Genomic DNA, 13,372 nt, shown 5'->3' with positions numbered 1-13,372 from the left:
CGGGGTGCTAACTGTTGCAAGCAAAACGCTAGCAACAGTTAGCGTGAAGCCGGTCACCAGACCGCGCGTACCTCCCCGACGCGGACGCCCCCACCGAGCATCGACACGGTAGCCAGTTCGTCCAGCACCGGGGCGTCCACCCCGAGCCGGCGCAGCGCCGAGACGAGCACGGGCATCCGCGCCCGCATCGCGCCGTCGGCCACCTTGATGGCCACCGCGCCCACGTCCGGGATCGCCACGGCGACGACCCCCTCGGCGCCGCCCTTCGCGAGCAGGCCGGGCACGCCGTGCATCAACTGCGTGTCGTCCTGGCCGGTGCCGGCCACCAGCTCGGGAGCCGCCCGGACGGCATCCGCCACCTGGCGTTCGTAGCCGTCCGGCGCAGCCGCCAGCCGCAGGAAGCCGCGGGCCAGGGCGGTCAGCGAGAAGGCGAAGACCGGCGCACCACAGCCGTCCACCCCGGTCGCGGCGATCGGCTCGCCGACCAGTTCGGTCACCGTTTCGGCCAGCGCCACCTGCAGCGGGTGCTTGGCGTCGCGGTAGTCGTCCAGGGGCCACCCGTTCGCGACACAGGTGGCCAGCATGCCGGCGTGCTTGCCGGAACAGTTCATGTAGATGCGCTCGGCACCGCCGCCCGCACGCACCACGGCGTCGCGTTCGGTGGCGGAGAGCGGAAAGTCGACCGGGCAGAGGAGGTTCTCCTCGCCCAGCCCGGCGGCCCGCAGGATCGAGCGGACCCGGTCGACGTGGAACGGCTCGCCGAAGTGGCTCCCGCTGATCAGCGCGAGGTCGGCCGGGTCGGCGACCGACAGCCCGGACCGCAGCATGCCGACGGTCTGCAGCGGCTTGTTCGACGAGCGGGGGAAGACCGGGCCGGTCACGTCCCCCGCCGAGGCCACCACGGCCCCGGCGGCGTCCAGCACCACCACGGAACCGTGGTGCACGCACTCGACGAAGCCCGAGCGTACGACCTCGGCAAGGATCATCGGGCCGGCACCCCGAGCAGCTCACGAGCCTCGGCGGTGGTCAGCGGCGGGCGCTGGGCGAGCTGGGCGAACCCGACCGCCCGGGCCACGAGCTGCATGTTCGACTCGACGGGGCGGCCCTTCGCGTACGTGGTGACGTCCTCCATACCGACCCGCAGGTGCCCGCCGGCCGACAGCGACGCCAGCATGACCGGGATCGTCGAGCGGCCGATGCCGGTCGCGGAGAACGTGGTGCCCTCGGGCAGATCCCGGATCGCGCGGTGGCACGCCACGAGCGCCTCCGCGGTGCCCGGCATCCCGCCCGGTACGCCCATGACGAGGTCCAGGTGGACGTGCCCGCCGGCCGGCAGCCCGTGCTGGGCGAGCAGCCGCTGCAACGTGGTGAGCTGGCCGAGGTCGAAGATCTCGTACTCGGGGACGATGCCGCGCTCCTGCATGCGGGTGTGCAGGTCGACGATGAAGTCCCAGCGGTTCATGAACACGCTGTCGCCGAAGTTGACCGTACCCATCGTGCAGGAGGCCATCTCCGGGCCGGCGTCGAGCACGGCGAGCCGGTCCGACTCCGGGTCGGTGACCGAGCCACCCGAGGAGAGCTGCACGATCAGATCCGTGGCCTGCCGCAGCGCGGCGACGGTCTCGCGCAGCCGGCCCTGGTCCAGGGTCGGCTGGGCCTCGTCGTCCCGGATGTGGACGTGGATGATCGCGGCGCCGAGCGCCTCGCACTCCTTGGCGGTGGCCACGAGCTCGTCGATCGTCACGGGCAGCGCGGGTACGGCCGCCTTGCTGTTCTCCGCGCCGGTGGGCGCGACGGTGATCAGGGTCCCGGTCATAACCGTGATCCTGCCATGAAGAATCGTTCAGGAACCGCCGCCCGGGGAGGATCAGCCTGCGTCGATGGCGGCGGCGGACTCGCCGACGGTCAGGCGGGCGTCGTCGGGCACGTTGCGCTTCAGCACCGCGAGCGCGACCATGCCGAGCTCGTGGTGGCGGACGGCGGTGCCGACGAAACCGACCTGCCGCCCGTCCAGGGTGACCGGGGTCCCCTTGGCCGGCGGCTGGTCGGTCGCGACGCCGTCCAGATGCAGCAGCACCAGCCGGCGCGGTGGACGGCCCAGGTGGTGCACCCGGGCGACGGTCTCCTGACCGCGGTAGCAGCCCTTGTCGAGGTGCACGGCCGGCGCCACGAACTCGGCCTCGGCCGGGATGGTCCGGTGGTCGGTCTCCCACCCGAGCCGCGGGATCCGGCGCGCCACGCGGACGGCCTCATAAGCCCACAACCCCGCCTTGGGTACGCCCTCCAGCCGCGTCAGCAGGGCGCCGAGCTCCGGCCGGCGCACGAGCAGGTCGACGCCGAGCGGCACCCGCCGCGCCAGGCCGCCCTCGACCGGCCGCACGTCGTAGAGCGCGGTCGGCTCCGCGGGGACCGATCCGGCGGCGAACTTGGCGCCCGGCACCGGGATGACGCGGGGCTCGGCCAGCTCCACGCCGAGCAGCCGCGCGGCCGTCGCCGGGGCGTCGGGGCCCACCAGCGACAGCACGGCGATCTCGGAAGAGGCGTCCCGGGGCTGGACGCGGGTGAAGAACCGCATCATCTCCAGGTATTTGAGCAGGCCCTCCCCCGCTCCCGGCTCGGTGTCGAGCCAGGCGGTGGTGCCGTCCTCGGCAACCATCGCGTGCTGCTCGACGTGGCCGTGCGGGGAGAGCACCAGCAGCTCGGTGCCCTGGCCGGCACGCAGGTCGCTGAGGTGCTGGGTGGTGAGGGTGTGCAGCCAGCTCGCCCGCTCCTCGCCCGGCACGGCGATCACGTCCCGGTGGGACCGGTCGACGAGGCCGACGGCGGTCTCCAGGTTGCGCTGCTCGCGCATCGGGTCACCGAGGTGGGCCGGCACGCCGGCGTCGGCCGAACCCGGCTCGAGATCCTCCACGAGGACCGTGGTCATGAGGGCTCCTTGCAATCGCCGCAGACGCCGAAGAGGGACACGTGGCCGACGTCCACCCGGAAGTTGCGCTCCTCGAGCAGCCGGGCCGTCACCGGCTCCATGATCGAGGGGTCGACCTCGTCGACCGAGCCGCAGGTCCGGCACACGAGGTGGACGTGCTGGTCCTCGCCGGCCGGGTGGTACGTCGGCGAGCCGTGCGACAGGTGGGTGTGGCTGACCAGGCTCAGATCCTCGAGCAGCTCGAGGGTGCGGTAGACGGTGGTGATGTTGACCCCGGCGGCGCGCTCCCGCACGGTCTGATGGATCCGCTCCGGCGTGGCGTGGCCGAGCTCGTGGACCGCCTCCAGGATCAGCTGGCGCTGCGGCGTCAGCCGCAGGCCGCGCTCCCGGAGCATCTCGGCGAGGGATGTGGCGGACACGTTACGAGCATAGTTCGCGCGGCGATACCCTCCGCGTCGTGAACGTGCCGATCACCGTGATTCCGGGCTCAGGGCAGCTGACCCATGCCGACCGAGGACTCCTCTACGGCGAGGGCGTCTTCGAGACCGTGCACGTACGCCCCACCGGCCCCTGGCTGCTCGACGCCCACCTGGCCCGCCTGGAACGCTCCGCCGTAGCACTGGGCATCGACGTTCCGCCGGAGGTGGCGCGGCTGGGGGACGGCCTCACCCACGACGACGGCGCGCTGCGGCTGGTGGTCACGCCGTCGACCTCGTTCGCCACGGTGTCGCCGGTCCCCGAGGCGATCCGCGCGGAACGCCGCGACGGGATCCGGCTCATCACCCACGACATCGGCGCCGGGCGGCCGCCGTGGTCGCTGTCGGCCGCCAAGACCCTCTCCTACGCCGAGAATCTGGCGGCGAAGCGCTGGGCGGTCGCGCAGGGCGCCGACGACCTGCTGTGGCTCGCCGGCGGGTGGGCGCTGGAGGGGCCGACCGCGAGCCTGGTCTGGCTCGCGGGCGACACGCTGTGCACCGTCCCGTCCGGCCCGACCGGCATCCTGCCCGGCACGACGGTCGCGCACCTGCTCGAACGGGCCGCCGAGGCCGGCCTCCGGGCCGAGCAACGGATGATCACCGCGGCGGAGCTGGCAGAGGTCGAGGCCGTCTGGCTGGCCAGCTCGCTGCGCGGCCTGGCCGAGGCGCGGTCGCTCGACGGGCGCCCGCGCGCGGCGTCGCCGTGGACGCCGCGCCTGCTCGAGCTGCTGGGCTTCAGCCGCCCACCCGGATGAGCCGGGCAGACAGGTGGGGCTTGAGCTTCTCGCCGTTCGCCGACATCTCGTGGGCGTACAGCAGGGCGCCCTCGACGATGCCGAAGAGGCGGTGGCCGCCGGTGACGGCGAGGCCCGAGGCGGTGTGCCCGACGCCGGCCGTCGCCATCTCCAGCCGCGTGCCGGTGGCCTCGCCCTCGTAGATCTCGATGACGCCCTGCTGGGTGGTCAGCGTCGCTTCCATCTCGTCGGTGGGGCGGCCGTCGGCGTTCAGCACCGGGCGCCAGAAACCCACTTCACGGTCGCCCATGCCGATCGGCGCCGACTCGTCGTCCAGCAGCCAGATGCGCGACTCGTACGCCAGGAACGGCCGGCCGTCGTGGCTGATCCGGATCTCCTGGGCGAAGTTGTAGTCCTCGGGCTGCGGGAACCCGCCCTGGCCCCGACCGCGCCACAGCCCGATGAACGGCAGCAGCCCGAGCAACGCGGGGTGCAGGTCCGGGCCCTGACGCAGGTCGTGCGTGTCCTCGTACGGGTACGCCTCGACCGGCGGGGCGTTCAGCCAGGGCGGTGGGCCCAGCGGGTTCTCCGTCTCACTGCTCACCAGCGTCCCCTTGCAATGCGCATCGCCAGATAGCCCAAACCGCCGGCCAGTCCGCCCATACCGGCGACCAGCAGGCTCACGTACCCGATCTCCGTAACCATGACGAAGCCATCCTATGCTGACCGGCATGGCCCGCCTTCTCGTCGTCAAGACCACCGCCGGCGCGGACGCCCCGGAGCGCTGCTCGCAGGCGTTCACGGTGGCGAGCACGGCGGCCTCCGCCGGCGTGCCGGTGTCCTTCTGGCTCACCGGCGAGTCGGCGTGGTTCGCCCTGCCCGGCCGGGCGGCGGAGTTCGAGCTGCCGCACGCCGCTCCGCTGCCCGACCTGCTGGAGCTGCTGCTGGAGGCGGGCACGGTGACGCTGTGCACGCAGTGCGCGGCCCGCCGCGGCATCGGCCCGGACGACGTGTTGCCGAAGATCCGGATCGCCGGGGCGGCGGTCTTCGTCGAGGAGATCATGGGCGAGGGCGCCCAGGCGCTCGTCTACTGAGGGATGATCCGCCACTTCTGATTGGCGAGATCGAGGTCGCTCCACTGGGTGACGATCGCGCCGTCCGCCGTGGACTGCCCGGAGACCTCGAGCAGCTTCCCGCTGTGCCGGGCGATCACCTTGAACACCCCCGGCCCGGCCCACGCGAGCCGCCACTGCTGGTTGGCGCCGCCGACGTAGGTCCACTGGACGACGCGGGCACCGTCTGCCGTCGAGACGCCGTTGACGTCGACGCACTTGCCGGTGAGGTTGCTGACTATCCGGAAGTAGCCGCCGCCGGCGTCCTCGAACCGCCAGACGTGGTCGGCCGTGCCGGTGGCCGGCCACTGGGTCAGCTGGGCGCCGTCGGCCTGCGACATGTCCTGGATGGCGAGGACCTTGTTCGTGTGGGTGACCTGCAGCTTCACCCGGCCGTCCGGGATCAGCCGCCAATTGTGGTCGGCGGTGCCGTTGTCGCCGAACTGCACGACTTTCGCCGAGTCGGCGGTCGACATGCCGGCCACGCCGAGGACCTTGCCGGAGTTCCGGTTCCTGATGCGGGCGTACCCGGTGCCGTTGTCGAGGAGCTGCCACAGGTGGTCGGCGGTGCCGTTGTCGTCGTACTGCACGACCTGCGCCGAGTCTGCGGTCGACATGAGGTCGACACCGAGGACCTTGCCGGAGTTGACGCAGCGGATGCGGACGTACCCGTCGCCGTTGTCGACGAGCTGCCAGAGGTGGTCCGCGGTGCCGTTGTCCGCGAACTGCACCACGCGGGCGCTGTTCGCCTGGGACATCCCGTCGACGCCGAGCACCTTGCCGCTGTTCTGGTTCTGGATCCGGAACGCGGCACCGGGCGGCACCCAGGGCTTGCCGGCCCCGATCCGCGGGAAGGAGGTGATCCGAAGCCGGGCCGCCCCCATCGGGATCAGGCTGACGTTCTCGATCGGCTCGGCGGAGGGGGTGGGGCTGTCCTGCAGCGGCGTGACGATCTGGTCGGAGTCGGCCGTCCACGCCGGGATGCGGCGCGCGGCAGCAGTGATCCGGATCGGCGCGTTCGCCGGGGTGAACGGGTCGTCGGGGTTGCCGACGCCGGTGGTGACCGCGAAGTCCGTGCCGTCCAGCCCGTAGTTCCACGTGGAACCGGGACGTACCTCCTGGATGGGCCATTCGTCGGTGCCGCCCGTGCGGGACCAGTTCTCGGTGATGGCCAGCGCGAACGTCAGCGGGCCGAGCTGCACCGACACCGCGTCGTGGTTCCCGGGCCAGGAGTGGGCCCGCGCCTGCATGGGCAGGCGGAGGACGACCCGGTCACCGCTCGTCCAGGTCCGGCTGATCTTCGCGTACGCCGGGCCGCCGCCGACCGCCACCACGCTGCCGTTGACGGTGACCGTGGGCGCCGAGCACCACGCCGGGATGCGGAGATACAGCGGGAAGGCCAGCGACTTCGGGGTGGTGAGCGTGTACGTGATGGTGTCGCCGAACGGATACCCGGTGTCGGCGGCGATGCTGATCCCCGTACCGTCGGCGACCTCGGCGGTGACCACCGACGGACCGTGCAGGTTCGCGACCAGACCCGCGTCCGGGGTGGCCGCCCACATCTCCTCGACGTAGTACGGCCATCCCATGCCGTAGTTGTGCGGGCAGCACCGGTAGTTGTCGATGCCGAGCATGTACGCCTGCATCGCGAAACCGTTCTGGAACTGGCCCTGACTCCCCGGCCGGTCCAGCAGCGCGATGCTGTTCGCGCTGGTGACGTAGTGGATGCCCGTGTGCTTCTGGTCCAAAGCCGCCGGCAGCGAGTTGAACGCCAGGTCCTCCACCCGGTCCGCCCAGACGGGGTCGCCGGTGATCCGCCCGAGCATCTCGTGGCTCGCCATGAACTCGACGATGCCGCACGTCTCGAAGCCCTGCCGGGGGTCGCCGAAGCCGGGCCGGACGTTCTCGTCGCCGGCGAACCCGCCGCCGGGGAACTGCCCGTACGCGCCCATGATCGCGTCATAGTCCTGGTAGCTCGCCTGCCGGTGCGCCGCGTCGCCGGACAGCACCGAGTAGACCGCGGGCTCCCGGAAACCCTGCGCGAGGTTGACGTTGTGCGGCGTCGGGAGGTTGTTCACGTAGTTCGCCGAGTTCGCATGGATCTTGCGCGCGAGGTCGAGGAGGAAGGCTTCGCCCGTACGGTTGTAGGTCCAGAAGACCACCTCGAGGGTGTCCGCCCACCGGAAGCTGCCCCAGCTCTGCGCGAAGACGCTGGTGTTCTGCGCGTCGACGAAGCGGAAGAAGCGCGTCAGGAACGGCAGGATCCGGCTGTCGCCGGTGAACTCCTGGTACGTCCGTACGGCGTGCAGCATCGGCATGTGCGGCCAGAAGTCCGGGCCGCCGCCGAGGCTGGTCCGCAGCCCGCGCGGGCCGAAGAAGCCGTCGGCGGCCTGGGTGGCGAGCACGCCGTCGATCCAGCGTTTCGTCTCGGCGATCACCCGGGTGTCGCCGGTCACGTAGCCGAGGCTGCTGAAGCCCTTGAGCCAGTACGGCAGCTCCTCCCAGCCGCCGAGGTCCGGGTTGATCCAGCCGGTGCTGTCGTAGCGCAGGAAGTGCGAGATCTCGGTCATCCGCCCGTTGATCCCGCCGAGCTGGTAGCGCAGCTGGGTGGCGAGCCAGCCGGCGGCCCTCGTGCGGCCGGGGGCCAGCCGGATGAACGCGTCCGGGCGCAACGGTGCGCGGTTGACCACATATCCGGGCGTGGCGGCGCGGGCCGCGGTCGCCGTGAGCAAATTCGTGACGGCCGCAACGACGGTTCCGGCCAGGAAGGTACGACGATCCACAGCGGCCTCCGGGTGACGCCAGGGCGTGCGCTCATGGTCGAATATGTGCGATAGATTTGCGTTCGTCAATATCAGCGACAGGTTGTGGTGGCGCTGACCCGCGCCGAGCCCCCGCTGTCGCTCACCATCACCGACACCTCGCCGGCCCGGTACGCCCACGCGTGCGGGTCGGCCTGCACCACAAACGCGCCCGCCACGGCGTCACGCAACGCCGCGCCGAGATTCGGCCGCGCGGGCAGCCCGGTGGCCACCACCGTCGCGGCGGTCTTCCCGTTCGGGCAGGCGACCTCCACACTCGTCGCCGGAGCGCGCGCCCCCAGCGCCTTCATCGCCGCGGCGAACGCCGGCGGCACCGCGGTGGCCGCCCGCGGCGTCGGATCCAGGTCAACGCCGGCCGCGACCGGGCGGCATCCGGTCGACACCCGCAGGGCGAAGACGGTCGAGCCGTTGTCCGCGGTGGCGTCCACCCCGACGAACTCGCCGGCATCGGCGCGCAGCACGTGCCGGGTGTTCTCGGCGTCGTGCCGGATCGTCGGCCGGTAGGCCTTCGGCAGGGCCCGGGCGATCGAGTCCAGCACGACGGGCGCCTGGTCGGCCCGGACCCGTACGGTGACCTCCTGGCTCGCCTCCACCCCGGCCCGCACCGGCGTCAGCGCGCAGTCCCGGTCGAACCGGGGCGCGGCGATCTCGACGGCCCGGTCCGGCCCGTCCGCCGCGGCGACGGTGGCGCCGAGGGCCTGCCGGAACACGGGCAGGGCGTCGGCGATGGACCGCTGCTCGGGGACCGTCGGCGGATCGTGACGCACCGACCAGACGGCCACACCGGCGACCACCAGCGCCCAGACCGCCACGATCGCGCTCAGCCACCGCCGCCGTTTCGGCCGCTCCGGCGCGGGCGGCGGCGCGAGGGCGGGATAACCGGGCGGATTCACGGCGCCATGCTCGCATGGCGCTGCCGCGGACAGCACGAAAGGGCGGGACCCTTCCGGATCCCGCCCTTCCGCGAACAGAGCGTGGGTCAGGCGGCGACGTTCAGGCCGACCTCGTTCACCCCGCGGGAGGCATCGACCGTGAGGTCGCCGTTGCCGTAGCGGGACAGGGCTCGCAGCGTCCACGAGCCCGGGGCCGCGAAGAAGCGGAAGACGCCCTCGGGGGACGTCACCACCTCCGCGGTGAACTCACCGGTGGAGTCGAGCAGGCGGACGTACGCGCCGCCCACCTTCTCGCCGTCGCCGTTGGTGACGACGCCGGTGATCACGGTTTCCTTCTGCAGATCGACACTGGCCGGGATGGGAGCCGACTGGTCGGGGGCGGCGCAACCGTCCGCGATGTTGGGGGTGGTCATCGCGATCACGCCTTTCCGGGCTCGTCGCCGAGGGCGATCGGCACGCCGATGAGCGAGCCGTACTCGGTCCACGAACCGTCGTAGTTCTTGACGTTCTCCTGGCCGAGCAGCTCCTTGAGCACGAACCACGTGTGCGAGGAACGCTCGCCGATGCGGCAGTACGCGATGGTGTCCTTGCTGCCGTCGAGGCCGGCCTCACCGTAGATCTTGGCGAGCTCGTCGTCCGACTTGAACGTGCCGTCCTCGTTGGCCGCCTTGCTCCACGGCACGTTGATCGCCGTGGGGATGTGACCGGCGCGCTGGGACTGCTCCTGCGGCAGATGCGCCGGGGCGAGCAGGCGGCCGGCGAACTCGTCGGGGCTGCGGACGTCGACCAGGTTCTTCGCGCCGATGGCCTGCACGACCTCGTCGCGGAAGGCACGGATCGACAGGTCCGGCGCCGACGCCCGGTACTGCGTGGCGGCCCGCTGCGGCAGATCCTTGGTGTACGGCCGGGCGTCCAGCTCCCACTTCTTGCGGCCGCCGTCGAGCAGCTTCACGTCGCCGTGCCCGTAGAGCTTGAAGTACCAGAACGCGTACGCCGCGAACCAGTTGTTGTTGCCGCCGTACAGGATGACGGTGTCGTCGTTGCTGATGCCCCGCTCGGAGAGGAGAGCGGAGAACTGCTCCTGGTTGACGAAGTCCCGGCGCACCGGGTCCTGCAGGTCCTTCTTCCAGTCGAGCTTCACAGCGCCGGGGATGTGCCCGCCGTCGTAGGCGGTGGTGTCCTCGTCGACCTCGACGAAGACCACACCCGGGGTGTCCAGGTTCTTCTCGGCCCAGTCGGCAGAGACGAGTGCGGTGTCGCGACTCATCGCATTACTCCCTTGTCAGGTGAGAGATGGGGGTGAGTCGACGCGCGGGAAGTAAAGAGGTCGCACGCGCGCCGACCCGATGGAACGGATCACGCTTTGCGTACGGCGCCACTGCCGGGCGAAGGAAATGCCGGATGGCCCCGTCAGAGGACAGGGCGACACAGGCAGGCGGCCACGCGGCACAGGTCGACCGCGCGCCTCTTGGTGAGCAACAGGCTCATGGGAACCGACCCTACCAGCGGTTCCACAGCCCGGAACACCACCGACCACCATCCGGGAACGAGTCAGCCGTCACAGCCCAGCCTTCACAGCCCGCCGGAGCTGAGCGACACGTTGTTCGCGCCCGCGGTCACCACGAGGCCCTCGGGCCGGGGCTCGACCTTCTGCACCTTCAGGCCCAGCGGCAACGCCGGCACCTTGAGGTCGAGGGCGAGGTTCTTCACGTAGTTGTCGATCAGGCCGCGCACCAGGGGCACGTTCGGCAGGCCGTCGGCGGTCACGTCGGCGAAGCGCACCTGCACCACGCCGTCCTTGACCGCGAGCGTGGCCGTACCGGAGACGTTCCAGGTCTGGCCGAGCGCCTTGACCGGCGCGGTGCCGATCAGCTTGCCGTCCTTCTCGCTGAGCTTCAGCCCCTCCTGGTCGATGAGATCGACCAGGTCGGCGTACCCGATCGTGCCGGTGCCCGTCACCGTGCCCGCCACGATGTTGCCGTTGCCGGAGCGCACGGTGTCCAGCGGCGCGGTCACGTCCTTGGCCCGGATGTCGAGCACCGGCATCTTGATGGTCTCGCCGTTGCCCGCCGGCCCGGAGAAGTTCCGGAGCAGGATCTTGATCTCCTGGTACTTGCCGCGGACGACCTGGGTCAGGAACGGCACTCCCTCGACCGTCACGTCCGGCTGCTCCGACGTCGCCTTCTGGTCGGCGACCTGCTGGGCCACCCGGTCGCCGATCTCCCGCTCCGCGTACGACGCCGCGAACCGGTCCGCGACCAGCAGCCCCGCCGCGAGCAGGAGCAGCAGGACCAGGAACGTGATCAGCAGCCGCCGGCCCCGGCGCTTGCGGGGGCGTGCCGATCCGTGCGCCTCAGTCACCGGTTCCTCCTAGTCCGACCCAAGGTGGGGCACGGTATATGCCCAGTGCCAGCTCGCCCTACGCCCTCGGTTCAGGCGAGGAAGAGCATGGTCAGCGCGTACGTGGCCGGCAGCGTCAGCGAGAACGCGCCGAGCGGGCCCTGCATGTGCCGCGCCACCCAGAACGTCGGGGCGTCCCCGGCCATGCTCCGGCCGGCCTCCGAGTAGTTCACCGCCAGGTCGACGAGCCCGGCGATCCCCGCGGCGGCGAAGCCCAGCAACGCACCCTTGGCGGGGGTGAAGGGCAGCACCAGCACGCTGCCCAGTCCGGCGGCGGCGAGCGTGCCGAGCATCGCGCCGAGCACGATGCCCGCGGCGCCGCGCGGCACCTGCGCGGCGATGCGCGGCTTGGGCCAGAACGCGTCGGTCAGGTGCGCGACCAGCAGCGCCACCCCCACGGCGGTCAGGCACACCAGGATGGCCTGGGTGCCGACCGGCTCGCGGGTGAGCACGATCAGCAGCGCGAACGACACCACGCCGAGAACGATCAAGAAGGTGCCACCGAGGCCGTCCCGCAGGCGCGACCGGTCCTGGGCCCGGATCGCCTGGCCCGCGAGGGCCGCCGCCAAGGCACCCGCGGTCACGTAGAGCAACGGCAGCAGGCTCACCGGCTCGGTGGTCACCGCCAGCCGGTCGGCGACACCGGCGGCCACCGCGCACACGCCCGCCACGATCCCGGCCGCGGGCGGCCGGATCGCCATGGTGAAGGCGAGGACGTAGAGAAGCTGCACCCCGAAGATCACGATCGCGTACGGCAGCCGCGCGTCCGGCCCCGACGTCTGCGCACCCAGGATCAGGCCGATTCCGAGCAGCGCCGCGAACCCGGCGATGGCCACGGACAACTCCCGGCGCACCGGCGCGACCGGGATCTCCTCGTCGATCTCCTCGTCCTCGGGCATCTCCCGGCGGGGCGGCCCGGGGTCCTTCTCCGGGGCACCCGCGTAGAAACCGGACGACGAGCGCCCCGGGGCGGACCGGGCGATCTCCCGGGAGACGTCGTCGTCCCAGGCGTCGCTGTCGCGGGGGCTGGAGGGGAACACGCCTGCGATGGTGCCAGACCCGGGCCTCCCCGTCCGCATCGCGCTCCGATCGGCGGCGAACCCGTCAGGGTGTTCAACACATCACCCGGCGGTTCTGACAGGGTGATCGAGCTGACGCATCGGTTAAGGTGAACCCAGCCCACCCGTCGGTGACGCCGGGACGAGACCCTCCGGTTGCGTGTGCCATGAGCTGCGCAGACCGGGTCACCCGAAGCGGCCCCCGCCGCGAGGATCGAGGTGAGTGTGGAAATCCTCCTGTTGGTGACGGCCCGTGCGGGTGAGACCGCCACCGTGCTTCCCGCCCTGGACCTGCTGCCCCACTCGGTGCGCACGGCGCCCCGCGACGTCCGCACTCTCGTCTCCGGTCCGAGCCCGGACGCCGTGCTCGTCGACGCCCGCTCGGAGCTCTCCGAGGCCCGGGCCACCTGCCGCATGCTGCACGCGACCGGCATCGGTGTGCCGCTGATCGCGGTGGTGACCGAGGCGGGCCTGATCGCGCTCAACGCCGACTGGGGCGTCGACGACGTCATCCTCGCCACCGCCGGACCGGCGGAGGTCGAGGCGCGGCTGAGGCTGGGTGTCGGCCGGCTCACCAACGCCACCGCGGGCGCCGGCGGTTCCATCCGGGCCGGCGAGCTGACCATCGACCCGGACACGTACGCCGCCAAGCTCAAGGGCCGCCCGCTCGACCTCACGTACAAGGAGTTCGAGCTGCTCAAGTTCCTGGCGCAGCACCCCGGCCGGGTCTTCACCCGCGACCAGCTGCTGCGTGAGGTCTGGGGCTACGACTACTTCGGCGGCACCCGTACGGTCGACGTACACGTGCGGCGGCTGCGCGCGAAGCTGGGCTCGGAGTACGAGTCGATGATCGGCACCGTGCGCCAGGTCGGGTACAAGTTCGTGGTGCCCCCGACCGGCCGCCAGCTGCCCGACAACGCGCCCGTCTCGGTCCCGGTCTGAGCCCCGCCG

The 13,372-nt window shown here is 71.7% G+C and carries 16 protein-coding genes; 3 read left to right on the top strand and 13 right to left on the bottom strand.

What is annotated here, in order from left to right; translation table 11 throughout:
* Positions 1–53 precede the first annotated feature (53 nt).
* From ACIBO8_RS03385 to ACIBO8_RS03370, 4 genes are read right to left on the bottom strand one after another with little or no spacing between them, the layout of a single operon-like run.
* Positions 54–986 carry an asparaginase gene (locus ACIBO8_RS03385; protein ID WP_396113456.1) on the bottom strand — a complete coding sequence of 311 codons (933 nt, stop codon included), beginning with the start codon at positions 984–986 and terminating at the stop codon, positions 54–56.
* Positions 983–1,816: a 3-keto-5-aminohexanoate cleavage protein gene (locus tag ACIBO8_RS03380; protein WP_396113455.1), complete on the bottom strand. Its 834-nt coding sequence runs from the start codon at positions 1,814–1,816 to the stop codon at positions 983–985. Before ACIBO8_RS03380 ends, ACIBO8_RS03385 begins: the two co-directional genes overlap by 4 nt.
* A gap of 51 nt (positions 1,817–1,867) precedes the next feature.
* Positions 1,868–2,926, bottom strand: coding sequence for a YgfZ/GcvT domain-containing protein (locus ACIBO8_RS03375; RefSeq protein WP_396113454.1), 1,059 nt, complete (start codon positions 2,924–2,926; stop codon positions 1,868–1,870).
* On the bottom strand, positions 2,923–3,321 hold the full coding sequence (locus ACIBO8_RS03370) for a Fur family transcriptional regulator (protein ID WP_396113881.1): 399 nt from the start codon (positions 3,319–3,321) through the stop codon (positions 2,923–2,925). Before ACIBO8_RS03370 ends, ACIBO8_RS03375 begins: the two co-directional genes overlap by 4 nt.
* Positions 3,322–3,383: 62 nt before the next feature.
* On the opposite strand from ACIBO8_RS03370, the gene ACIBO8_RS03365 reads away from it, so the two are divergent.
* A complete protein-coding gene (locus ACIBO8_RS03365; protein ID WP_396113453.1) occupies positions 3,384–4,157 on the top strand; it encodes an aminotransferase class IV in 774 nt (257 codons plus the stop codon).
* Here ACIBO8_RS03365 and ACIBO8_RS03360 read toward each other — a convergent pair.
* Together ACIBO8_RS03360 and mtfM are read right to left on the bottom strand one after the other, a co-directional pair.
* On the bottom strand, positions 4,138–4,740 hold the full coding sequence (locus ACIBO8_RS03360) for an FABP family protein (protein WP_396113452.1): 603 nt from the start codon (positions 4,738–4,740) through the stop codon (positions 4,138–4,140). The two genes, ACIBO8_RS03365 and ACIBO8_RS03360, sit on opposite strands and share 20 nt — an antisense overlap.
* Positions 4,737–4,841, bottom strand: a complete 105-nt coding sequence (gene mtfM / locus ACIBO8_RS03355; protein WP_268245086.1) for a small membrane protein MtfM — start codon at positions 4,839–4,841, stop codon at positions 4,737–4,739. Before mtfM ends, ACIBO8_RS03360 begins: the two co-directional genes overlap by 4 nt.
* Before the next feature lie 14 nt (positions 4,842–4,855).
* On the opposite strand from mtfM, the gene ACIBO8_RS03350 reads away from it, so the two are divergent.
* The gene (locus ACIBO8_RS03350; RefSeq protein WP_396113451.1) at positions 4,856–5,230 is read left to right on the top strand and encodes a DsrE family protein; all 375 of its coding nucleotides are present in this window, start codon (positions 4,856–4,858) and stop codon (positions 5,228–5,230) included.
* Here the strand turns inward: ACIBO8_RS03350 and ACIBO8_RS03345 are convergent.
* The 7 genes from ACIBO8_RS03345 to ACIBO8_RS03315 form a co-directional block, all read right to left on the bottom strand.
* Entirely contained in the window at positions 5,224–8,031 is a 2,808-nt protein-coding gene (locus ACIBO8_RS03345; RefSeq protein ID WP_396113450.1) for an RICIN domain-containing protein, read from the bottom strand. The genes ACIBO8_RS03350 and ACIBO8_RS03345 overlap by 7 nt on opposite strands.
* A gap of 71 nt (positions 8,032–8,102) precedes the next feature.
* Positions 8,103–8,963, bottom strand: coding sequence for a hypothetical protein (locus ACIBO8_RS03340; protein ID WP_396113449.1), 861 nt, complete (start codon positions 8,961–8,963; stop codon positions 8,103–8,105).
* Between the two features lie 86 nt (positions 8,964–9,049).
* Positions 9,050–9,376 carry a DUF1416 domain-containing protein gene (locus ACIBO8_RS03335; RefSeq protein WP_396113448.1) on the bottom strand — a complete coding sequence of 109 codons (327 nt, stop codon included), beginning with the start codon at positions 9,374–9,376 and terminating at the stop codon, positions 9,050–9,052.
* 5 nt (positions 9,377–9,381) lie between these two features.
* On the bottom strand, positions 9,382–10,230 hold the full coding sequence (locus tag ACIBO8_RS03330; RefSeq protein ID WP_396113447.1) for a sulfurtransferase: 849 nt from the start codon (positions 10,228–10,230) through the stop codon (positions 9,382–9,384).
* Positions 10,231–10,373: 143 nt separating this feature from the next.
* Positions 10,374–10,451 (bottom strand): Ms5788A family Cys-rich leader peptide, encoded by a 78-nt coding sequence (locus ACIBO8_RS03325; RefSeq protein ID WP_364700138.1) that lies wholly within the window; start codon positions 10,449–10,451, stop codon positions 10,374–10,376.
* 84 nt (positions 10,452–10,535) lie between these two features.
* The gene (locus ACIBO8_RS03320; RefSeq protein ID WP_396113446.1) at positions 10,536–11,324 is read right to left on the bottom strand and encodes a DUF2993 domain-containing protein; all 789 of its coding nucleotides are present in this window, start codon (positions 11,322–11,324) and stop codon (positions 10,536–10,538) included.
* Positions 11,325–11,395: 71 nt separating this feature from the next.
* A complete protein-coding gene (locus ACIBO8_RS03315; RefSeq protein ID WP_396113445.1) occupies positions 11,396–12,442 on the bottom strand; it encodes a hypothetical protein in 1,047 nt (348 codons plus the stop codon).
* A gap of 204 nt (positions 12,443–12,646) precedes the next feature.
* On the opposite strand from ACIBO8_RS03315, the gene ACIBO8_RS03310 reads away from it, so the two are divergent.
* Positions 12,647–13,363 carry a winged-helix domain-containing protein gene (locus ACIBO8_RS03310; RefSeq protein WP_396113880.1) on the top strand — a complete coding sequence of 239 codons (717 nt, stop codon included), beginning with the start codon at positions 12,647–12,649 and terminating at the stop codon, positions 13,361–13,363.
* The last annotated feature ends 9 nt before the right edge of the window (positions 13,364–13,372 follow it).

Source organism: Actinoplanes sp. NPDC049681, assembly GCF_044465265.1.
Classification (GTDB): Bacteria; Actinomycetota; Actinomycetes; order Mycobacteriales; family Micromonosporaceae; genus Actinoplanes.
Note: the sequence above shows the minus strand (reverse complement) of the source record. Positions and strands in the feature narration are given on the sequence as shown.